Source organism: Herbaspirillum sp. Sphag64 (assembly GCF_014192645.1).
In the GTDB taxonomy this organism is placed as follows: Bacteria; Pseudomonadota; Gammaproteobacteria; order Burkholderiales; family Burkholderiaceae_D; genus Herbaspirillum.
On sequence record NZ_JACHYE010000004.1, the window covers coordinates 217,297 to 240,205 of the forward strand.

Annotated in this window: 18 protein-coding genes; 10 read left to right on the plus strand and 8 right to left on the minus strand. The window is 53.9% G+C overall.

What is annotated here, in order from left to right; translation table 11 throughout:
- From lptB to FHW66_RS09715, 5 genes are all read right to left on the minus strand, one after another.
- Nucleotides 1-744: an LPS export ABC transporter ATP-binding protein gene (lptB, locus tag FHW66_RS09695; protein WP_183379572.1), complete on the minus strand. Its 744-nt coding sequence runs from the start codon at nucleotides 742-744 to the stop codon at nucleotides 1-3.
- Between the two features lies 1 nt (nucleotide 745).
- On the minus strand, nucleotides 746-1,261 hold the full coding sequence (gene lptA, locus FHW66_RS09700) for a lipopolysaccharide transport periplasmic protein LptA (protein ID WP_370543438.1): 516 nt from the start codon (nucleotides 1,259-1,261) through the stop codon (nucleotides 746-748).
- Nucleotides 1,262-1,334: 73 nt separating this feature from the next.
- Nucleotides 1,335-1,964 carry an LPS export ABC transporter periplasmic protein LptC gene (gene lptC / locus FHW66_RS09705; RefSeq protein ID WP_183379574.1) on the minus strand — a complete coding sequence of 210 codons (630 nt, stop codon included), beginning with the start codon at nucleotides 1,962-1,964 and terminating at the stop codon, nucleotides 1,335-1,337.
- Nucleotides 1,961-2,521: an HAD family hydrolase gene (locus tag FHW66_RS09710; protein WP_183379575.1), complete on the minus strand. Its 561-nt coding sequence runs from the start codon at nucleotides 2,519-2,521 to the stop codon at nucleotides 1,961-1,963. Before FHW66_RS09710 ends, lptC begins: the two co-directional genes overlap by 4 nt.
- On the minus strand, nucleotides 2,521-3,549 hold the full coding sequence (locus FHW66_RS09715; protein WP_183379576.1) for an SIS domain-containing protein: 1,029 nt from the start codon (nucleotides 3,547-3,549) through the stop codon (nucleotides 2,521-2,523). Before FHW66_RS09715 ends, FHW66_RS09710 begins: the two co-directional genes overlap by 1 nt.
- Nucleotides 3,550-3,714: 165 nt before the next feature.
- Here FHW66_RS09715 and FHW66_RS09720 point away from each other — a divergent pair, with 165 nt between their 5' ends.
- The 5 genes from FHW66_RS09720 to FHW66_RS09740 all read left to right on the plus strand — a co-directional run bounded on the left by FHW66_RS09720 (nucleotide 3,715) and on the right by FHW66_RS09740 (nucleotide 11,839).
- A complete protein-coding gene (locus FHW66_RS09720) occupies nucleotides 3,715-5,703 on the plus strand; it encodes a cation:proton antiporter (protein ID WP_183379577.1) in 1,989 nt (662 codons plus the stop codon).
- Between the two features lie 3 nt (nucleotides 5,704-5,706).
- On the plus strand, nucleotides 5,707-6,630 hold the full coding sequence (locus FHW66_RS09725; RefSeq protein WP_183379578.1) for an AEC family transporter: 924 nt from the start codon (nucleotides 5,707-5,709) through the stop codon (nucleotides 6,628-6,630).
- A 129-nt stretch (nucleotides 6,631-6,759) separates the two neighbouring features.
- Nucleotides 6,760-8,508: a methyl-accepting chemotaxis protein gene (locus FHW66_RS09730; protein ID WP_183379579.1), complete on the plus strand. Its 1,749-nt coding sequence runs from the start codon at nucleotides 6,760-6,762 to the stop codon at nucleotides 8,506-8,508.
- A 743-nt stretch (nucleotides 8,509-9,251) separates the two neighbouring features.
- Nucleotides 9,252-9,779, plus strand: a complete 528-nt coding sequence (locus tag FHW66_RS09735) for a DUF3304 domain-containing protein (RefSeq protein WP_183379580.1) — start codon at nucleotides 9,252-9,254, stop codon at nucleotides 9,777-9,779.
- A 158-nt stretch (nucleotides 9,780-9,937) separates the two neighbouring features.
- A complete protein-coding gene (locus tag FHW66_RS09740; protein WP_183379653.1) occupies nucleotides 9,938-11,839 on the plus strand; it encodes a DUF2235 domain-containing protein in 1,902 nt (633 codons plus the stop codon).
- A 119-nt stretch (nucleotides 11,840-11,958) separates the two neighbouring features.
- Here the strand turns inward: FHW66_RS09740 and FHW66_RS09745 are convergent, their stop codons facing one another.
- Together FHW66_RS09745 and uvrA are read right to left on the minus strand one after the other, a co-directional pair.
- Complete coding sequence (locus FHW66_RS09745) at nucleotides 11,959-12,723, minus strand: phytanoyl-CoA dioxygenase family protein (RefSeq protein ID WP_183379581.1); 765 nt, start codon at nucleotides 12,721-12,723, stop codon at nucleotides 11,959-11,961.
- Between the two features lie 14 nt (nucleotides 12,724-12,737).
- A complete protein-coding gene (gene uvrA, locus FHW66_RS09750; RefSeq protein WP_183379582.1) occupies nucleotides 12,738-15,593 on the minus strand; it encodes an excinuclease ABC subunit UvrA in 2,856 nt (951 codons plus the stop codon).
- Nucleotides 15,594-15,959: 366 nt separating this feature from the next.
- Between uvrA and FHW66_RS09755 the strand changes: the two genes are divergently transcribed.
- From FHW66_RS09755 to FHW66_RS09765, 3 genes are all read left to right on the plus strand, one after another.
- Nucleotides 15,960-17,156 (plus strand): MFS transporter, encoded by a 1,197-nt coding sequence (locus tag FHW66_RS09755; RefSeq protein ID WP_183379654.1) that lies wholly within the window; start codon nucleotides 15,960-15,962, stop codon nucleotides 17,154-17,156.
- A 20-nt stretch (nucleotides 17,157-17,176) separates the two neighbouring features.
- A complete protein-coding gene (gene ssb / locus FHW66_RS09760) occupies nucleotides 17,177-17,674 on the plus strand; it encodes a single-stranded DNA-binding protein (RefSeq protein ID WP_183379583.1) in 498 nt (165 codons plus the stop codon).
- Nucleotides 17,675-18,208: 534 nt separating this feature from the next.
- Complete coding sequence (locus tag FHW66_RS09765; protein WP_183379584.1) at nucleotides 18,209-19,111, plus strand: S9 family peptidase; 903 nt, start codon at nucleotides 18,209-18,211, stop codon at nucleotides 19,109-19,111.
- 80 nt (nucleotides 19,112-19,191) lie between these two features.
- On the opposite strand, the gene FHW66_RS09770 is transcribed toward FHW66_RS09765, so the two are convergent.
- A complete protein-coding gene (locus FHW66_RS09770; RefSeq protein ID WP_183379585.1) occupies nucleotides 19,192-19,929 on the minus strand; it encodes a GntR family transcriptional regulator in 738 nt (245 codons plus the stop codon).
- Between the two features lie 149 nt (nucleotides 19,930-20,078).
- On the opposite strand from FHW66_RS09770, the gene FHW66_RS09775 reads away from it, so the two are divergent.
- Nucleotides 20,079-21,455 (plus strand): adenylosuccinate lyase family protein, encoded by a 1,377-nt coding sequence (locus FHW66_RS09775; RefSeq protein ID WP_183379586.1) that lies wholly within the window; start codon nucleotides 20,079-20,081, stop codon nucleotides 21,453-21,455.
- Nucleotides 21,456-21,474: 19 nt separating this feature from the next.
- The gene (locus FHW66_RS09780) at nucleotides 21,475-22,830 is read left to right on the plus strand and encodes a cation:dicarboxylate symporter family transporter (protein ID WP_255458897.1); all 1,356 of its coding nucleotides are present in this window, start codon (nucleotides 21,475-21,477) and stop codon (nucleotides 22,828-22,830) included.
- Nucleotides 22,831-22,909 lie beyond the last annotated feature (79 nt).

The window sequence follows — 22,909 nt, forward strand, 5'->3', positions numbered from 1 at the left end:
CTACATGCGGAAATGTTCACCTAGATAGACACGGCGCACGGATTCATTGGCAATAATGTCATCCGGGCTGCCACTGGCGAGCACAGTACCCTGATTGATGATGTAGGCGCGATCGCAGATGCCCAGCGTTTCACGTACGTTGTGGTCGGTGATCAGCACACCAATACCGCGCTCCTTGAGGAAGCGCACGATACGCTGAATTTCAATCACGGCAATCGGATCGATACCGGCAAACGGTTCATCGAGCAGGACAAAGCGAGGATCGGTCGCCAGTGCACGCGCAATTTCCACGCGCCGACGTTCACCGCCGGACAGTGACAAGGCCTGACTTTCCCGCAGCTTTTCAATTTGCAGCTCGTGTAGCAAACTATTGAGTCGGCCTTCGATTTCATCGCGACTCAGTGGCTTGCCGTTTTCCTTGCGCAACTCCAGCACCGCACGGATATTGTCTTCCACGGTGAGCTTGCGAAACACCGATGCTTCCTGCGGCAGATAGGACAAGCCCATGGTGGCACGCTCATGAATCGGCAAGCGTGAGATATCGGTATTGTCGAGATCGATCTCGCCACCATCCGAAGGGACCAGACCGACGATCATGTAGAACGAGGTCGTTTTACCTGCTCCGTTGGGGCCCAGCAGACCGACCACTTCACCACTGGCCACTTGCAGGGAGACATCGCGTACCACCTGACGGGCACCATAGCTTTTCTTCAGGCCGCGCACGGCCAGGGAGCTGACTGTCATGTTACGGTGCATTCGAGGAATCAGTACGCGGCTGGATGATGGCAGTGATACGACCGCCACCCGGTTTGCTTTCACCGGTGTTGGTGTTATTGACGGAATAGAACTCGGCACGGCTGTCGTAGGAAATGAACTCACCGTTGACTTCATCGGTGATCCGCTGACCATCCATTCGTTGCATGTGGGCGCGCGTAAACAATTTCGAGATTTCTGTCTTTTCGCTATATTCGATACGCTCCGCGCGACCCTCGATCCATAGATCCGGTCCGCCGTCACGCTTCTGACGGAAGCTGGCCAGCCCACCTGGCGTTGCATACAGCACCGCGAATTCATAGCCTGCCGGATCGGTAGTCAACACGACCTTGCCAGCCTTGATCAGCAGCGTGCCACGGGTCAGCACAACGTTGCCGGTGAAGGTCTTCACCTGTCTCACATCGTCATAGACCATCTGATCGGCTTCGATACGCGTCGGCTTGTCAGTATCGGCTTTCTCAGCGTGCACCAGGCTACTAGCACTCATGAGCAACGCAGTTAGCAGAGGGAGGGACAGCTTATAAAAATTTGGTTTCATATCATCCTGCGCAATTAGCTGTTTATTTCTTAACGGGTTGTGCCGCAGTGCCCGTATCTTTCGGACGTGGCTCGTAATAGCCATGGAAATCATGCAAGAACTCGAGCTGCTTGATGGCGTCGTTGATGATCATGCCGGTACCAGTCATGAATGAACTACCCATTGTGACTTCGGCATATTTGTCAGTCTTGGCGATATCATCATCGGGCAGCACCAGCAGGTATTCAGTCTTAAGGTGCATATTTTCGCTGGTACTGGTGGCAGCACGATTGCCATTCACATCGTCGTACATGTGCACCTTGCTGTTGTCATCTTCAATACGTGCACGCTTGGAGCGCAAGACCATGGTTGGCTTGGCAGGATCCAGTCCGGTAATCACAGGCATGGTGATTTCAAACGAGTCATCCTGCGGGAAATGCACCATCTTGTCGCCGGTAATACTGAAGCGTGGCTGACCCGATTCAGCCATTTTGACGTAATTGAATTTCTCGACGTAATAGTCTGGCTTGTTGGGAACCCGTTCCGACTGGGCATTGGTGCCGTCGCGCCGCACTACTTCCAATACCCAGAAACTACCCAGGCCCAGCGCCACCAGCACGGCAACGATAATGCCGAGCCGGATATTGTGCGCAGTGCGGGCGTTGTCACTCATGCCAGGTAGGCGGCCAGTGCCGTCTCATAGTATCCCTGCGCATGCAGGATCAAATCGCAGACTTCACGTGCTGCGCCATTGCCGCCACTTGCCGTTGCGACATAGTCCACCCGTTCCTTGACGGCAGCGTGCCCATTGGCAACGCTGGCGGTAAATCCGGCACGGCTCATAATCGGCAGGTCAATGACGTCGTCGCCGATATAACCACAGTCAGCAGCACTCAGGCTAGTCTGTTCCAGCAGTTGGGCAAAGGCTGTACGTTTGTCGTGCACCCCCTGAAATACATGGCTCACACCAAGATCTTTGGCGCGACGCAACACGATTGGTGACTGACGAGCAGTAATGATGGCCGTCGCAATGCCATGCTGCACCAGCATCTTCATGCCGTGCCCATCGAGCGCATTAAAACGTTTGATTGGCTCCCCATCGGCGCCATAGTAAAGACCGCCATCGGTGAGAACACCATCAACATCAAAAATCATGATCTTTATCTGAGCAGCCTTGCTCAGCGCGTCAGAAGCGACATCCGCAAAGCGGGCTGGTACGGGGGCAGTCATCAAATCACCTTGGCACGGGTCAGATCGTGGATATGCAAGGCACCGACCAGCTTCCCTTGGGAATCAGCCACCAGCAACTGATTGATACGGAATTCTTCCATGACCTGTACCGCATCGACAGCCAACTGGTCTGGATGGATGGTGCGTGGCCCATAATGCATCACCTGGGCGATCGAGAACTGGGTAAAGTCCTTGCCTTGCTCCAGCAGGCGGCGCAGATCACCATCAGTGAACACGCCGATAGGCTCATTGGCGTCATTGACCACCGCGGTCATGGCCATACCTTTACGCGTGATTTCCATCAGGGCCACCGATAGCGAAACATCTGGTTTGACCGCAGGAACGGCATCGCCACTGCGCATCACGTCACGGACGTGGGTCAGCAGTCGTCGTCCCAGCGCGCCGCCCGGATGAGAGCGCGCAAAGTCTTCTTCCTTGAAGCCGCGCGCATCCAGCAGCGATACTGCCAGCGCATCGCCCATGGCCAGCGTCGCGGTAGTGCTTGCCGTCGGTGCCAGGTTGAGGGTACAGGCTTCCTGAGCAACGCCGACATTGAGATGAATCGATGCCAGGCGCGCCAGGCTGGAATCATCATTGCCGGTCATGGCAATCAGATAGGCACCCATACGCTTGATGATCGGGGCGATCGCCATCAGCTCGGCGGTTTCACCGGAGTTGGAAATGGCGATGAAGACGTCGTTGGCGGTGACCATGCCTAAATCGCCGTGGGCGGCTTCTGCTGGATGCATGAACAATGCCGGCGTACCAGTGGAGGCAAAGGTGGCGGCAATCTTGCGGCCAATATGGCCGGATTTGCCGATGCCAGAAACGACGACGCGTCCATTGCACTGTAGCAACGCTGCGACAGCACGAGCCAGCGGATCGTCAACGCTGTTCTGCAGGCGATTTTTCAAGGCCAGAATCGCATCAGCCTCGATTTGCAGGGTTTCACGGGCAAGTTCCACCGCGCGCAGGGCGCTCTCGGCAGAAAAAGCTTTTGGCGGGATTTTATGTTCGGTTACACTCATAACCGAAGTATAAACGAATTCCTAAAGCAAAAAACTTGCCAGATGTAACCAGCCAACACGATTGATACATGGTACCGGCAAGGTTGCGACAGATACGGGTTAGTATCACTGGGTATAGGTCGCCGTCAGGCTTTCAATCATAAAAATGCTGGGATTTCCTATTACATGTTTTCCGGTTTAGAGCTCACCTTATTCTTGCTCGGCGCGGCTGTGCTGGGTGTCGTTGTGTTCCGCATGTTTCAGTTGCCGCCTATGCTCGGTTATTTGGTGGCGGGCATTTTGATCGGCCCACACGGCTTGGGCTTTGCCGACGATAGCGAAACCACACGGGCGCTGGCCGAGTTCGGGGTGGTGTTCCTGATGTTCTCCATCGGTCTCGAATTCTCTCTGCCCAAGCTTTCTGCGATGCGCCACCTGGTGTTTGGCCTGGGCGTGGCCCAGGTGCTCGGGACGATTGTCGTAGCCATGGTCTTTGGCTGGGGCGTGGCCTTTGTGTTGCCACAATTGCATGACATCAGTTGGCCCGCTGCATTTGCCATCGGCGGGGCGCTGGCTATGTCATCGACGGCGATCGTGTCCAAAATGCTGACCGAGCGCATGGAGCTGGAGAGCGAACATGGTCGTCGCATTCTTGGCATTCTGCTATTTCAGGATCTGGCACTGGTGCCACTGCTGATCATTGTGCCGGCGCTGGTCAAGAGCTCCGGCAACCTGCTGGTTACGCTGGCCTGGGCCAGTATCAAGGCGCTGGTGGTGTTGACGCTACTGCTAGTTGCCGGTCACAAGCTCATGCGCAGCTGGTTCAATATCGTGGTCAAGCGACGCTCCCAGGAGCTGTTCATGCTGAACCTGCTGCTCATCACGCTGGGTGCTGCCTGGGTGACCGAGAAGGCGGGGCTGTCGATGGCGCTGGGTGCCTTTATCGCTGGCATGCTGATCTCCGAAACCGAATTCAAGCATCAGGTGGAAGAAGACATCAAATCTTTCCGCGACGTCTTGCTGGGCTTGTTCTTTATTACCGTCGGCATGCTGCTCAACATCCATCTGGTGTTGCAACATTGGTGGCTGGTACTGCTGTTATTGCTGGGACCGGTGTTGCTCAAGTTCGGGCTCATCACCGGGCTGGTCAAATTGTTCGGGTCTTCCACCGGGGTGGCCTTGCGCACCGGGCTGGCACTGGCACAGGCAGGTGAATTCGGGTTCGTACTACTCAATCAGGCGGGGGGCTTGCAATTGATGGACCCGCTGCTGATTCAGGTCATTCTCGCTGCCATGGTGCTGTCCATGCTGGCAGCGCCGTTTTTAATCGCCAATGCCGATGCCATTGTCATGAAGCTTTCAGCCAACGAGTGGATGTTGCAATCGCTGGCGCTGACGCAGTTGGCTACGCGCACCATGTCCAGCCAGAAACACGTGATCATTGCTGGCTTTGGTCGCAGTGGTCAGAGTCTGGCCAAGTTGCTGGATGAGGAGGGCATTCCCTACCACGCGCTGGAAATGGACCCTGAGCTGGTACAGGAAACCCGCAATGCCGGTGCCAACGTCTCTTATGGCGATGCAGCACGACGCGAGAGCCTGGTCGCCGCCGGTATCCATCGTGCATCGGCATTAGTGGTCACTTATGCCAGCACCCCATCGGCGCTGAAAGTGCTGTACCACGCCAACGAGCTGGTGCCGAGCCTGCCCGTCATTGTTCGTAGTCACGACGATACCGATCTGGACAAGCTACTCGCAGCCGGTGCCACCGAGGTCGTGCCAGAAGCACTGGAAGGCAGTCTGATGCTGGCCTCGCACGCACTGGTGATGCTTGGCGTGCCGCTACGACGTGTGGTGCATCGGGTGCAGACTGCCCGTGACGAGCGTTACACCTCCCTTCGTGGTTATTTCCACGGTGCCTCCGATGTGCCGGACGACAATGACAATCTCAGTGTCCGCCTGCAGTCAGTGGCCTTGATCGAAGGCGCGCATGCCATCGGCAAGACCTTGTGGCAAATGGCACTGGTGCAGTTCGATACCGAAGTGACGATGCTGCGACGCGGCAAGCTGCGTGTTGATGTGCAGCCCGATACCGTGCTACAGCAGGGTGATATTGTGGTTCTTCGAGGTACCGCAGAGAATATTCTCCGGGCCGAACAGCGTCTCTTGAAAAAATAGTGCATGGATATTTTTGCGCGGATTATCAGCATCATCCTTCCGGTGTTTTCCGTCATCCTCATCGGCTTTGGCTACGCACACTGGCGCGGCGAGACAGTGCGTGCAGATATGGCAGCGGTCAACCGCGTCTGTATGGAAGTGCTGGCGCCATTGCTGGTATTTTCTGCACTAGCATCCAAGGATTTTGATCTGGCCCACAATCGCTGGCTGATTCTTGCCAGCGTGCTTATTTCACTCGGTTCAGCTGTGCTGGCCTGGCCCCTGGCCAGTTTTCTGGGTTACGACAAGCGCACCTTTGTGCCGCCGATGATGTACAACAACAGTGGCAACATGGGCTTGCCCCTGACAGTGCTGGCCTTCGGTCCTGAGAGTTTGTCGGCAGCGGTGGCGCTGTTCACGGCGGCCACGTTTGTCTATTTTTCTTTTGGTGTACGACTGCTGCAGCACGGACATCAGCAACATCGCGGTGCCACATTGTTTGCGCTGTTCAAAAGTCCGATCATGGTTGCCATGATCCTCGGCGTTTTGTTTGCATTGTTACACCTGCCGTTGCCACGGCCGCTATATGCGGCCATGAAACTCTTGGGCGACGCCAGCATCCCCGTCATGCTGTTTGTGCTCGGAATACGCCTGATTGATATCCGTTTTAAAAGCTGGGGCATTGGGCTTGTTGGCGCCATAGCATGTCCTGTAGTCGGCCTGATCATGGCTTGCCTGCTTGATCAGTTTTTACCTTTGACGGTGGCACAAAGAGGGCAAATGTATTTATTCTCTGCGTTGCCGCCAGCAGTGCTCTGTTTCATGGTGGCAGAACAATATCGCCAGGAGCCCGACAAGGTCGCATCGATCGTATTGATGGGTAACCTGGCAGCCCTGTTTTTTGTACCCCTGGGTTTATGGCTGGGCTTGCCAGCCGCGATGCATTAACCGACTTGGGTTGGCCGCCTTATGGCGCCTGAGTTGGTATGAGAAATGCTTTTGTTATAGTCAATGAATGGTGTGGCGATCCTGCACTGTTTTTTTTCGTAGTCCGGTTTTTTTGTAAGGATGTTTGCCATGCTTAACAATCTGTCCATCAAGGCGCGACTGATTTTTGTTGTTGGTTTCTTGTCATTACTGCTCGCTATCTTTGGTGCCGTAGGTCTACTCAGCCAAAAAAGGGCGAATGCCGACCTTCAATCGATGTATGAAGATCGTCTTGTTGCACTGGCACAATTACAACAGGTGATTGCCGGTATCAATACTGGACGCTATGCCGTTTCCAGTGCCATGGTTGGTGACTCCGGTGATATCGACAAGACGGTTGCCGACCTGAACAAAACCATGAAACAGGGTGACGAGATCTGGAAGCAGTTTCTCACCACCAATCTGACGCCGGAAGAGCGCAAGCTTGCCGATCAATTCACCGAGCAGCAGAAAAAATTCATCACTGAAGGTGTCAAACCGGCCATCGAAGCGCTGAACAATCGTGACTTCCAGAGCGCTGGTGAACTGTTCAATGGTCCCCTGCTGACTGTGTTCAAGCAAATCAACACGACCATGACTGCCTTGATGCAGCAACAGCAAGACAATGGGAAGCTGCTCTTCGCCGATTCACAGTCGCGTTATCACACCTTCATCAGTCTGACCATCATCGCCATCGTGGTGGGTTTGTCTGTTGCGCTGATTGTCGGTATCTGGCTCATACGGGCGATCACCGGTCCGCTTGATGAAGCGGTCAAGGTAGCGCAGGCAGTTGCCGATGGCGATCTGACACAATCAATCCGGGTGCATTCAAAAGATGAAGCCGGTAAGTTGATGGAAGCACTGCAAACCATGAATAAACGTCTGCAGCAGATTGTCGGTGAAGTACGTATGGGTACCGATACCATCGCCACGGCATCCAGCGAAATTGCCAGCGGCAATCTGGATCTGTCATCGCGTACCGAACAACAGGCCGGCTCGCTGGAAGAAACGGTTTCAGCCATGGAAGAGCTGACTTCGACCGTCAAACAGAATGCCGACAATGCCCGTCAGGCAAATCAACTCGCGGCTTCCGCAGCCGAGGTGGCGGTGCAGGGGGGGCAGGTAGTCAGCCAGGTGGTCTCGACGATGAACAACATCAACGACTCTTCCAAGAAAATCGTAGACATCATCAGCGTAATTGATGGCATCGCCTTCCAGACCAATATTCTCGCCCTCAATGCCGCGGTCGAAGCAGCCCGTGCCGGCGAGCAAGGCCGTGGCTTTGCCGTGGTGGCATCCGAAGTGCGCAGTCTGGCACAGCGCTCAGCCGCTGCCGCCAAGGAAATCAAGGCACTCATCGACGACTCTGTGAGCAAGGTCGGTCAGGGTAGTGAGCTGGTAGCGCAGGCTGGTGTCACCATGGACGAGGTCGTCTCCAGCGTCAAGCGCGTGACCGACGTGATGGGTGAAATCACTGCCGCCAGCCAGGAACAAAGCTCTGGTATTGAAGAAGTCAATCGCGCCATCAGCATGATGGATCAGGCAACCCAACAGAATGCTGCGCTCGTTGAGCAAGCTGCTGCGGCGGCTCAATCGATGCAGGATCAGGCCGTGCGTCTGACGCAGGCGGTCAGTGTCTTCAAGATCGACAGTACGCAATTCTCTTCCAGTCCTCTCCCGGCCGCCGCACCCAGCGCATCAGCGCCAGCAGTCAAGCGTGCCACATCTGGCAATAAGGCCACCAACAAGCCCGCCAAATCGATCACGCCGAGCAAACCAGCGTTGCCGGCCAAGGCTCCCACTCCCGTATTGGCCGCGGCACCGAAGCTCGACCAATCGGATGATTGGGAGCAGTTTTAAGCTGCAATGTATCGCGCACTGGATCAAGAAGTACGTATGAATTAATGCAGCCGGGGTATTGCCAAGTCAGGCCAGGTGTCAGCTGAGATCGTCCTCAATGGAAACCTGACTGACTTGCATCAGCCGCCCGGCAACCAGATCATTGAACGCTAGCGCTGCCCGCGCCAAGACAATACCCTGCTCGGCTGCGGCGGCTTACAACAAGGTGCGGTCATCTTCATATACCGATCCCTACAACGACTCCGGCCAGTCAAGACCAGCCGCGAGTTGTAACAACACCGCATGCAGCTCTACGACCGACGTCTGCATAGCATCAATTGGTAGCATTTACTGCCTTTTGCGAACAAGCAGCTTGATGCCGCCCAAATATTTCTCGAGTCGAACGATACGCTGACTAATCGCACTAGACGCCAGTGCCAGTTCTTCTGCCGTCCGAAGATAGCCGGCATGCCGCACCCGCCGCCTCAAAGTCGTGCAAGGTTTGGAGAGACGGAATTGGATGAGTTGTGGACGTGAGCTTGTTGCGATTGATGAGGCAATGTTGTGATGGAGATCAACATAAGCGCAGAACTAAAAAAAAATAAAGAGAGCGCGCAGCATCAAAAAACGAATGCCTTGTCTCGGACTATTTCGAATGTGAACGCTTTTCGAGAGTTCGCCACGCACAGTGCAAGAAAAGACCTCTAGCATCACGAACTTTCAATGAAGTCATCACGAAGGCCGTCACTGGAGGAATCGTCATCATGCGTGTGCCAATTTTTAATGCGGGAATAAATGTCACGATCAAGAAGATGGTGTTGATCGTGAGTCTGGTTGGATTAGCTGGCTGCAATACAACCAGGCCAATAACGACCGAGAGCAATGTAGAAAAGCCGTATGTACACATACCTCGATCATATGTATCGATGTCTTGTATTGAACATGAAGGCGTTTCCTATATTTATGATTTTTCTATTGAAGAACCAATTGCAAGCGGGCCATTAGGCGGAAGAATGGTGCATGGATCAAGTTGTGGGGGACTGATCGCGGCAGGCTATGCCTTACCCAAGACTTGGCATCCAGGAATGAAAGTCAAGGTGCGCTGGAAGCCCAATGGGCGGGATTATGTAGAAAAGACGACCAACATTATGCGATACGACGCGATAGGGGATCTATACGTCCATTTTTTCAAAGATGATCAAGTCAGAGTTGTTTCGGCATTGCCTTATCCAGAAAGTAAAAATCATCCAATTCTAGAAAATGTTACTGTTCCCCCTCCGGAGGAAGAATAATCATGAGCTTACAAATTTATTCTGCACCGCTGGCAATTTCTGATAACGCCTCACAGGAAATGTTAACAACGAAAGAGGAAGAGCGACGATTGGCTGACTTACTGAGAGAGCCTCCTATATATAAACCTAATGGCCAAAGAATGCCTTCGTGTCAATCGATGGTGAAGATTGGCCTTTTCTTTGATGGTACCAATAACAATCGAGACAGAGACGAACCCCTCAATGGACATACCAATATTGTTAAATTATTTAAGACGCACAAAGATGCCCGACGTTTGAACAAGCTAAAGGACATTGATTCTTATTGCTTTTATGTTCCCGGCGTTGGAACCCGTTTTCCGGAAAATCAGGAATGGAGCGAATCGCAGGATGGTAAAGCCATGGGTAAAAGTGGACAGGCTCGAATTCTATTCGGCATCTTGCAGGTCTATAACGCTGTACATCGTGCGTTTAATGACAATCGTCCACTTTACGAACCGGATCAAATCACCGCCAAACTAAAAAGCTACACCCGCGACGTCGAACACAACTACGACAAGGAGTACCCCGAACAAGTCCGCCGCCAACAGTGGTTCACACAACTACGCGATGAACTCAACGACAGACTACAAACAGCCCGCGACCTGATCCGGCAGCCGCACATCCCCCTCATTCGTGTCGCCGTCTTCGGCTTTTCTCGCGGGGCGATTCAGGCACGCAGTTTCTGCTATTGGCTGGATGCCGCATTAGGTGGCAAGAACACCCTGGCTGGCATGCCGATTGAAATCAATTTCCTTGGTTTGTTTGACTCCGTCGCTTCAGTCGGTCTCGCCCACTCTGCAGCAAAAACCACGCCTCTATTCTTCGCGGATGGTCACTTCAGCTGGGCAGCCGAAACGCTCAAACCATTGCCGTCACTGGTCAAGCAAACCGTGCATTACATTGCCGCGCATGAGCAACGCATGAACTTCCCGATCACACGGGTAAAAGGTCAGAATGTGGTGGAAGTACCCTACCCTGGTGTCCATTCTGATGTCGGTGGTCGTTATTGCCCCGGCACGCAGGGGCGTGGCATGCGTATGGACCAGATGATCTGTCAGGTGCCGCTGTTGCATATGCATAAGGCGGCACGTCTGGCGGGAGTGCCTTTGGTGACTTATCGCCAGATGTCATCCGATCTGCAAGCCGATTACGCGCTCAGCCCCGAATTGGCGACTAACTGGAATGCCTATATGGCGGCAGGTGATTTTACCGGCACCTATGAAGACCAGAGACGCGAGCATATGCGGCTGTACTACCGCTTCCGTGCCCGCTGGATCGGTCGCATGGCGCAACTGCCTGCCTGCCAGCGCGCCACCCGTCAGGAACAGCAGGACATGATCAGTTACGACCAGTTGTTCAAAGGCGATATGCAGCTACTGGCGCAGCGCGCCAACGGTGGCCGCCCGTGGCAGCGTGATGATGGTAATCAGATCATCGCCCTGCATGCGGTAGGCAATGAACATCTCGCCAATCAATTACAGTTGCTGCGTGCAGATCTACGCGCCACGCCGGATGATTGGGAAATGATGGTGCTGCATGAATTTGAACATCAAAAGGGGCGACTAAGATTGGATGAAATCGCTTTGCTGGAGGAACAGGTACACGATTCGCTGGCAGGCTTTTATCTGGCTGGTTACCAAACCGCCCAAGAGAAAGCCGAGCAGCTGCGGGAATGGCAAAGCGCACCACCATCGCCCAATGAGCGCTACCGGTATCAGGCGTGGCAGAATTTTCAGAGAGCCAAGGCTGCCAATCCAGCGCTGCAAGCCATCTTGGACAGCAAAGCGCAATTATTACGACAGGCGCAGAAATCACGCTTGCAAGGCCGTATCGGTGAGATGGAAGAAATACAGCGCGATATGACCTTCACCGACGAAGAAGCCAACCTGCTGACCCAGGATGCCCACGGTCAGCCGATCTTCCCACTACTTAAAGACAGCGACGCCAGGGAATTGCGCAGTAGCCTCATCACCACGCAAACCATGACGCTACGCGAAGGTGGTGGTTATCTGGTACCGCGGCATGCGTTCTCGCCGTAAGCCCATTGCTTTGCTCTTACGTGCGCAATGCATATGAATGCGGAGATGGCCGCGTACCTCAAGTCCTCAATACCCCGGTTTTCTTTTGTCGATGCTTTGATGAAGCCAAGGGGCAGCAATCAATCCAGCAGGATATCCGGCGATGCCGATGAACGGGTATCCGGCAGAGGCTGATTACTTTGACCATGATAAGCAAAGACCACCGATGCCTTGACCTGATCACTGTTGTTTTTGCCAGCGGCATGAAACAGTCCGCTGTGGAACAACACCACATCACCCTGCTCCAGCGGCAGTGAAATACCTTGCGCAAACAACGCCTGATTAGCCGCCACATCGGGTCGCAGGAAATCGAGCTCATCCATCTGCTCTGGCTGCAACTGCAGCTTGTGCGAGCCGGGGATGAAATGCAGCCCACCGTTATCCGCATTTTCCGGACCCAGTGCCAGCCATACCGAAATCAACTCATTACGCGGGAATGACCAGTAACGGATATCCCGATGCCAGCCCGTCGCCGTGCCGAAGGTTGGATGTTTGGTCATCACACAGTTGTGATGGGCGAGTGTGACGCATACCGGCTCTTCAAACAATTGATGCAGAACCGCCACCAGCGCTGGATCGGAACCCCAGCGCTGAAAATGTTCATCGCGTTGCCATGCTGCGCGCAGCCGCCGTGCGGTGCGCCCACCAGGTGCATCCAGTGAGGCCGGTGCACCGTCATAGCCAACTTCCGCTTCGTATTCCAGCGGTGCTATTGCCTGCCGGATGTGCTCCTGCGTGACGTGAAGCAGTTCATCGCAGGTTGGCTCCGGGACGAACGCTTTGAGCAGCAGAAAACCATCATGACGGAAACTGTCGATCTGGGCTGCGGAGAGCAAAGTATTCATGACCAATTCCTGCCTTACTTTTTCTTTTTCAACAAAGGTCCGAGATACTGACCGGTGATACTGTCCGGGTTACTCGCGACATCTTCTGGTGTACCTGTTGCGATGATCTTGCCTCCACCTGCGCCCCCCTCGGGGCCCAGATCAATGATCCAGTCAGCCGTTTTGATCACATCCAGATTATGTTCAATGATGGTCACGGTATTGCCCTGGTCGCGTAGACGATGGATCACCTTCAGCAGCAGATCAATATCGTGGAAATGCAGGCCCGTGGTCGGCTCATCAAGGATATACAAGGTCCGTCCCGTATCGCGCTTGGACAGTTCCAGCGACAGTTTGACGCGCTGCGCTTCACCACCCGAGAGCGTGGTTGCACTTTGCCCCAGCTTGATATAACCCAGACCGACATCCAGCAAAGTCTGCAGTTTACGGGCAATCAACGGCACCGGCAGGAAGAAGGTATGCGCATCTTCGACCGTCATTTCCAGAATCTCGGTAATGTTCTTGCCTTTGTACTGTACTTCCAGTGTTTCACGGTTATAGCGTTTGCCGTGGCAGACATCGCAAGGCACGTACACATCCGGCAGGAAGTGCATTTCCACCTTGATCACGCCGTCGCCCTGGCACGCTTCACAGCGACCGCCCTTGACGTTGAACGAAAAACGTCCCGCGCTGTAGCCGCGTTCCTTGGCCGCCGGTACCGTTGCAAACAAATCGCGGATCGGCGTAAACAGGCCGGTATAAGTCGCCGGATTGGAGCGTGGTGTACGGCCAATCGGCGCTTGGTCGACCGAAATCACCTTGTCGAAATGTTCCAGACCGCTGATGCTTTCATGCTCAGCTGGTTCAGTTTGCGAACCATACAGATGGCGTGACGCAGCCAGATACAGGGTGTCGTTGACCAGTGTTGATTTGCCCGAGCCTGATACGCCCGTCACACAGGTCAGCAAGCCAACTGGTAAATCAAAACTGACGTTCTTCAGGTTGTTACCGGTGGCACCGGTGATGGTCAGCTGACGCTCCGGGTCCGGTGCAGTGCGCTTCTTGGGGACAGCGATTTCCAGTGTGCCATTGAGATACTTGGCAGTCAGTGACTTCTTGTTCTTGAGGATGTCGTCCAGGGTACCCTGCGCGATGATATCGCCGCCATGGACCCCCGCGCCCAGGCCCATATCGACCACGTAGTCGGCAGTACGAATGGCATCTTCATCATGTTCGACCACCAGCACGCTGTTGCCGATGTCGCGCAAATGCTTGAGCGTAGCAATCAGGCGGTCGTTATCGCGTTGATGCAAACCAATCGATGGTTCATCCAGCACATACATCACGCCGGTCAGGCCAGAGCCAATTTGTGAGGCCAGACGAATACGCTGCGCTTCACCGCCCGAGAGCGTATCTGCACTACGTTCCAGCGATAGATAATCGAGCCCGACGTTGTTCAAAAACTTCAGGCGCGACACAATTTCTTTGATGATACGGTCAGCGATTTCTTTCTTGGCACCGGTCAGTTTCAGATGCTCGAAAAAGTGCAGCGTCTCGCGCAATGGGGTTGCCGCCACTTCATAGATCGCACGTTGCTGACGACCAGTACCGATCTTCACAAAGCGGGCTTCCACTCGCAGGCGAGCACCATGGCAGGAGGGGCATTCTTTCTCATTGATGAACTTGGCCAGCTCCTCCTTGACCGCCATCGAATCTGTCTCGCGGTAGCGACGCTGCAGATTGACCACGACACCCTCAAAGGTGTGCTCGCGCACTACCGTGCGACCACGCTCATTGACATAGGTGAAGGGCACTGTCTGCCGACCGGAGCCATACAGAATGACTTGCTGCGCCTTCTCCGGCAATTGCTCAAACGGTTGATCGATGTCGAATTCATAGAAAGCCGCCAGGTTCGACAGCATCTGAAAGTAGAACTGATTGCGGCGGTCCCAGCCTTTGATCGCGCCACTGGCCAGCGACAGATTCGGGAAGGCCACAATCCGTTTCGGATCGAAGAACTCGATATGGCCCAGACCATCACACTCCGGGCAGGCTCCCATTGGATTATTGAACGAGAACAGACGCGGCTCAAGCTCCTGCAGCGAATAGCCACAGGTTGGACAGGCAAACTTGTTGGAGAACAGATGTTCCTTCTCGGTATCCATCTCCACCGCAATGGCGCGACCTTCCGCCAGACGCAGTGCGGTTTCAAAACTCTCGGCCAGGCGCTGCTTGATGTCCGCCTTGACCTTGATGCGGTCAATCACGACATCAATCGTGTGTTTCTCGGTCTTCTTGAGCTTGGGCAAGTCATCGATCTCAACCACCTTGGCAGCGCCCGTGCCACTTTGCACACGGAAGCGGATAAAGCCTTGTGCCTGCATCTGCTCAAACAGGTCTACGTGCTCGCCCTTGCGATTAGCCACGACCGGCGCCAGAATCATCAGCTTGGTATCTTCCGGCATCGCCAGCACCGCATCGACCATCTGCGATACCGATTGCGCTGCCAGCGGGTTCTCAGGATGGTCAGGGCAATACGGCGTGCCAACGCGTGCATACAAGAGACGCAGATAGTCATGGATTTCGGTCACCGTGCCCACAGTTGAGCGCGGGTTGTGCGAAGTTGCCTTTTGCTCAATCGAAATGGCCGGCGACAGACCTTCGATCATGTCCACGTCCGGCTTTTCCATCAGTTGCAAAAATTGCCGCGCATACGACGACAGTGATTCCACATAGCGACGCTGGCCCTCGGCATACAGCGTATCAAATGCCAATGACGACTTGCCCGAACCGGACAACCCGGTAATGACGATCAGTTTGTTGCGGGGCAGGTCAAGGCTGATGTTCTTCAGATTGTGCGTGCGTGCGCCGCGAATGCGAATTTCTTCCATGGATGCCTTCAGCGTAAGTATCCCGATGCAATTTCTGAGGTCGACAGAGCAGCGCGGGAGGATCAACCTAGTACTATATCAGGACTCACCAAACAGGGCAGGCTCCTTGCCACTGCGATTACCCCTGCTGCATGTGAAAGATGCAAGAGCGGCAAAGTTTGCTGATAACATGGCGGACTTGATTGCCTGCGCTACCGTTTAATACCTCGATAGTGCAGACGAGCAATAGTCAGTGTGAGCCAGTGAATTCAGTAAAAGCTGGTAAAAATGTTGAAATAAGTATTAAAAACCGTCATAGCCAGCAAAAGTCTTTGTATCACCACATCCATGACATCACCCCAGTCCGAGTCTGATCTGCACGCCGACATGTCCGGCGCCGAAGTCCGCGCCAGCGCTTCACTGGCATCGATCTTTGCCTTGCGCATGCTGGGCCTGTTCCTGATCCTGCCGGTATTTGCGGTCTATGCGCATACGCTGCCCGGCGGACAGAGCGCCATGATGGTCGGTCTTGCGATGGGGATGTACGGTCTGGCGCAATCGTTTGGTCAGATTCCGTTCGGCATTGCATCCGATAAATATGGCCGTAAACCGGTGATTGTGGCTGGTCTGTTGCTGTTTGCGCTGGGCTCTTTCATTGCCGCTGGCGCGACCGATATCCACTGGATCATCATCGGTCGTGCGATTCAGGGCGCAGGTGCGATTTCAGCCGCTGTGACCGCGCTGATCGCCGATTCCACCCGCGAAGAACATCGCACCAAGGCCATGGCCATGGTTGGCGCCTCGATTGGACTGACCTTTGCGGTCTCGCTGGTTATATCGCCGTTGCTCTACAAGGTGATCGGCATGTCCGGTATTTTCGCCATCACCGGCGTGCTGGCGCTGGCTGCGATTGCGGTGGTGCTATTCGTGGTGCCGAATGCGCCAATGGTCAAGGCGACGCGCGTGCCGTTTGGAGAAGTTCTGCGCCACGCAGAGCTGATGCGGTTGAATCTTGGTGTCTTTGCATTGCACATGACGCAGATGGCCATGTTTGTCGTGCTGCCTGCTGCACTGGTGCAATATGCTGGCATCCCGGTGGCCGAACACTGGAAGATTTATCTGCCGGTGGTTTTGATCTCCTTCATTTTCATGTTGCCGCCGGTTTTCATCGGCGAAAAGCGCGGCATGATGAAACAAATCTTCGTCGGCGCTATCTCTCTGTTGTTATTGGTGCAACTCGGCATGTGGGCAACCTTGTCACAAACGGTCGTGAACTGGTGGATTCTGGTCGCCTTGCTGTTGGCTTTCTTTATTGCCTTCAACATCCTCGAAGCCTGTCAGCCATCGCTGGTCTCGCGGGTCGCGCCACCGGCTGCCAAAGGGACGGCGCTGGGCGTCTACAACACCTTGCAGTCGCTCGGCATGTTCTGCGGCGGTGCTCTGGGTGGTGTGCTCAAGCAATACTGTGGCGCATCGTCGGTGTTCCTGATGTGTGGGGTAGCGACCCTGACCTGGCTTATAATCGCATCTAACATGAAAAACCTGCCTCGTCGCGGCCTGCCGGCGGCGAGTGCGACTGCTTAATTTGAAATTCAGGAGAAACAATGGCATCGGTCAATAAAGTCATCATCGTCGGTAACCTCGGACGTGATCCGGAAACGCGTTACATGCCGAATGGCGACGCCGTCACCAACGTCGCCGTGGCGACGACCGAAAGCTGGAAAGACAAGAACTCCGGCGAAAAGAAAGAACTCACCGAGTGGCACCGTATTACCTTCTATCGTAAGCTGGCAGAAATTGCTGGTCAGTATCTGAAGAAGGGTTCACAAGTCTACGTTGAAGGCCGTCTGCAAACACGCAAATGGACCGACAAGGATGGCGTGGAAAAGTACACCACTGAAATTATTGCCGACACCATGCAAATGCTGGGTGGTCGTCAAGGCATGGGTGGTGGCGCATCTGATGATGGCGGCTATGGTGGCGGTGCGCCAGCTCCAGCGCGTCAAAATGCGGGTGGTGGTGGCGGTGCTCCGGCACGTGCACCAGCGGCTAATCGCCCGGCACCGAACTTCTCTGATATGGATGACGATATTCCGTTCTAATCGATACCTGCTCTCATTCTGTAAAAAACGGCTCAGATATACAGTATCTGAGCCGTTTTCCGTTTACATATCCAAAATACTTCGAAGTGATAATTTTCTATTAGCGTATTACCTTTTTGATTTGAAACCCGATGTCCGGTCAATACAAGTAATTGAATATATGTGTGTTTTTGTCATTTAATGTTTCGCAATTTCTCTCATCATCTTAATTAAAGAAATATTCGAATTGATTCAATGCTGAAAAAATAATCCGATAGAAGTCTAACTAAGAGATGCTGAGTAGTATTTTTAATTATTTCATATCGAAAAACATTGTAAATTCAGGATGTTTTCAGTATTCAGTCATGCTTTTGAAAGCTCATGTCAATATATTGGTGAAAAACAATCTTTATAAGCCTGAAGAAGTTTTACGGATACAGTACGGCAAACCTAATCAGAGTAATACATCAGAAAATGCATCACCGCATAGGTAAAACTTATTTTTGCCGTGAACAACTTACCCACAAGGTAGCAATAACTAGATCGAATCCACTCATGAAAAAAAATAGCTTCTTGCTCTATGCCTTATGTGTTTTATCCGCTGGATTATTTTTCAGCAATGCCGCCGTCGCGGAAATTACCGAACAACAGATCAATATCCCTGTCCAGTTGAAAGAGGGCTCGCCCACCATCCTGAATCTGGTCGGCACTTTATACCGCCCCGAGGGTAATGGTCCCTTTCCCGTGCTGCTGATCAATCATGGCACACCGCGCAACGGTAATGACCGCATTTCCACGACGGACGTTTATCAGGAACAGGCTCATCTGTTTGCGGCCATGGGTTTTGTTGTCATCAATCCGATTCGACGTGGCTACGGTAAGTCAGATGGTCCAGGCAATGACGGCTATCATACTTGTGATGATCCATATTACTTTGAGGCAGGTCTGGGTAGCGCCCGTGATATCAGTGCTGTCATCGACTACGTCAAGACCCAGCCCTATGTCGACCCCAACCGCATCGTGTTATTAGGTAAATCAACCGGTGGTGTGGCCGTGCTGGCAACGGCCAGCCTTAACAAGCCTGGCGTGATTGGTGTGATCAACTTTGCCGGTGGTCGGGGTTCTCAAACTGCCAGTTTTGTTTGCAATGAAGACCGTCTGGTTGAATCATTTTCTCGCTATGCCAGCACCACGCATGTACCTATGCTCTGGCTGTACGCCAAAAATGACAGGTTCTTTGGTCCAGCACTGGCCAAGCGCTTGCTCAATGCTTATCTCGATCAGCATGTGGATGTTCGTTTTGTCCAATTGCCTTGGTACGGCTCCGATGGACATGCCTTCTTCGATGCGATTAAAAACGCGCCAGAATGGATGAAAGACGTCGGACCATTTCTCAATAGTATCGGAGCCAATCCCGCTCCTTTGTCATCGGGAGCCGGTACCGACGTGAAGCAATAGCATCAAACAGATATATGCACCTGTCGATAGCCGACTGGTGCATTGATGAAATTTCATCTGAATTTTAAGGAGCCTCGACGTCACGACCGTTTCAACAGCATGGATACGGAGAATCGTTCCGCTGGATGAATTGATATCGAGACTTCGAATACACTTCCCGTCGCATCCGAATACCAGCGGATGATCTTTAGTGCTGTCGTGCCGACAGCCACCTGCAACGAATGCGCCATCGGTTCGTCTATCGTCACGGCACGGATTTCCTGTTCTATCTGTTCTATTCGCCTGCCGTAGCGTGTTTCTATCAATGTGCTGATCAGCACACCCGGCGAATGGCGGACGATCTCGGCAATTTCTGCGTAAGCCGGCGCAATGTAGACGTCTGTCCAGCCAACCGGTAAGCGATCATTGGCGCTATTCATGCGCAGGCTGGAGATGCATATCCATGAACTTCCCGCCTCACACCGCAGGTCTTTCGCCAGATCCCCTTCGATTTTTTTACTCGCTACGCCTTGCAGCTTGCGCACGTGGGTATTGCCGAACTGAATGAGGTCGTCCAGCGATGCGAGCGATGGCCTGAACTCATTGGTCGGCCGGGCCGATTCCACGCGCGTTCCGACATTTTTTTTACGAGACACCAGACCTAGTTGTTGTAATTCGTGCAACGCGGCGCGTACGGTATGGCGGCTGGTCGCGTAGTGATGACACAGCTCCATTTCAGTAGGGAGAAGGCTGCCGACGGGGAAGCGTCCGGAGCTGATGCTTTCAGTCAGGTGCTGCGCAATATCGACGAAATTGGATTTTGTTGGCAAAGAGTTCATAAGGCAATTATGCCGCGGAAGTCTAAATACGTGTTGCGTTATATGTTCGAACATATTATATTTATTATGTCCGAACATAATAAAAATTCACGGACGAGACCAATTCCTTGCGTTGTTCTTACATGCTTCAACATATACATAGGCCTTTTATGTCGATTTCAGCTTTTCCGACAGCTAGCACGGTTGTCGACTCCATTTTGTTTCGTGATGCGTTTGGGACGGCGGCGATGCGCAAGCTGTTCTCTGACCACGCCTTGATTCAACGCTACATTGATGTGGAGGTCGCCCTGGCGAAAGCGGAAGCCCGCGTTGGTGTGATCCCGGCAGACGCAGCGCTGGTCATCGCCAAAGAATCGACCATCGAACGTATCGACTTTGAACATATGCGTCATGAGACTGACATCGTCGGTTATCCCATTCTGCCGCTGGTACACCAATTGGTGGCCATGTGTGGTGAGGCCGGGCGCTATGTACACTGGGGCGCGACCACACAAGACATCATGGACACGGCGGTCGCACTGCAAGTGCGCGATGCGCTGCTGATCGTGGCCGACGAAGTGCGCGAACTGCGCAAGATATTGGCCGATCTGGCGGCCAGGCATCGTGACACGCCGATGGCGGGGCGCACCCACCTGCAGCAAGCTTTGCCGGTCACATTCGGCTATAAGGTGGCGATCTGGCTGGCCATGTTCGACCGTCATCAGCAGCGTCTGGCCGAGTTGTATCCACGCGTTGCGGTGGTTGAATTTGCCGGTGCGGCAGGAACGCTGGCGTCGCTGGGTGACAAAGGATTTGAAGTGCAGCGTGCGTTGGCCGAAGAGCTCGATCTCGGCGTACCGGCGACGACGTGGCATGTCGCTCGTGACGGGTTTGCAGAGGCTATCAATTTACTGGCATTGGTCACCGGTTCACTAGGCAAGATTGCCCTCGACATCATGATCATGGCATCGACTGAATTCGGCGAAGTCTATGAGCCTTTTGTCAAAGGTCGCGGCGCTAGCAGCACCATGCCGCAAAAACGCAATCCAATTTCCAGCGAACTGATGCTGGCCGCGTCCAAGGCCGTACGCCAGCATGCAGGCCTGATGGTCGACGCCATGGTGCAGGACTTCGAGCGCGCCACAGGACCATGGCATGCTGAATGGATCGCCATCCCCGAGAGTTTTATCCTGACCGCTGGTGCCCTCCATCAAGCCAAATTCGCACTGGGTGGCTTGATCGTCGATGCCGCGCGGATGAAGGCCAATCTGGGCATCAGCAAGGGCCTCATTGTTGCCGAAGCGGTGATGATGGGCATGGCACCGTTGATCGGTCGCCAGCAGGCGCACGATATCGTCTACGACGCCTGTCGCAGTGCCAACGAAAACGGTGGTTCGCTGGCCGATGCGCTGGCCGCGATGCCTCAGGTGACGCAGCATTTTGATCGGGCCACGATTGATCGTTTGACGAACCCTGAAAACTATCTGGGTCTCGCTCCACACATGGTGGATCAGGCCCTTAAGTTATCCCGTGAGGTCAAGGCCTGATCGGGGCGGAGGAGACATAATGAATACAACGTCTAAAAAAATACCTTGGTATCGCAAGCTCGGTATGCAAGTGTTGGTGTCGCTGGTACTCGGCATCGCGGTCGGCTTTTTGTTCCCGACATTCTCGATACAGCTAAAACTACTGGGAGATATGTTTCTATCTCTCATCAAAGCTGGTGTGGCACCGCTGGTTTTCTTGACCATTGTCCACGGGATCGCCTCTGCAGGTGACGTCAAGAGCGCAGGCCGCGTTGGCTGGCGCTCCATCGTCTACTTCGAAGTCGTCTCAACGATTGCGCTGGTGATCGGGATGCTAGCGGGGAATTTGCTTGAACTTGGCAGCAACATGAGCCACCTGACCGCAGGCGCAGTGCCACCGGCCGTGGGGAAGGCGCAAACGCAAAGCTTCCTGTCGTTCATGATGCACATTGTGCCGGACAATTTCATCGGGGCCTTTGCCAAGGGCGAACTGTTGCAAGTCGTGGTGCTGGCCGTGATGGTCGGCATCGGGATTCTGGCTATTCCCGATGCACGTCGAGAAAAAGTCAATGTGGGGCTGGATTACATTTCGGAAGTGCTGTTTTCTTTCATCAATCTGGTGATGAAACTGGCACCCATTGGCACATTCGGTGCAGTTGCCTATTCCGTGGGTAGCAATGGTACGGCCGTGTTGGTGGCGTTAGCACAATTGGTGCTGGGTTTCTATGGTGTGATCATTCTATTTCTGGCGGTGGTGCTCGGTTCTATCGCCAGGCTTGCGGGTTTCAGCCTGTGGCGCTTCTTGCGTTACATCAAGGAAGAGATCTTCATCGTACTCGGTACGGCATCTTCTGAAAGTGCCTTGCCGCGTCTGCTCATCAAGCTCGAACGTCTGGGGTGCGCTAAACAGACGGTCGGCCTGGTGCTGCCTACCGGTTACGCCTTCAATCTCGACGGCACTTCGATTTTCATGGCAATGGGAGTGATGTTCATCTCGCACGCGTATGGTATTCCTCTCGGCCTGGATCAACAGATTGGCATTTTGCTGCTGATGTTGTTGACCTCCAAAGGCGCCGCGACGGTATCGGGAGGTTCTTTCGTGGTGTTTGCCGCGACCGTCACGTCGACCGGCGTTCTTCCGCTGGAAGGTCTGGCGGTTATTTTTGGCGTCTATCGTTTCTTGTCGATGGCAATTGCCACCTGCAACACGATCGGTAACAGCGTCGCAACCGTTGTCGTGGCGAAATGGTCGGGGACGTTCGATGCCGCTGCGGCGGATCAGCATCTCCATCCGGAACGCTATCCGCAGATGGCGGAGGTGGATGAAGGTTTTAATAGCCTCAATGACGCGATGAGCGTGAGCAGAATCAGTCAACCGCAAGACGTCAACATGTAGTGCTGGTTGATCAACGCGCGATAAAGCGAACCGGTCTGTCCTATCGTTTAACCACCGAAGGATTGATCGGTTTTTATCC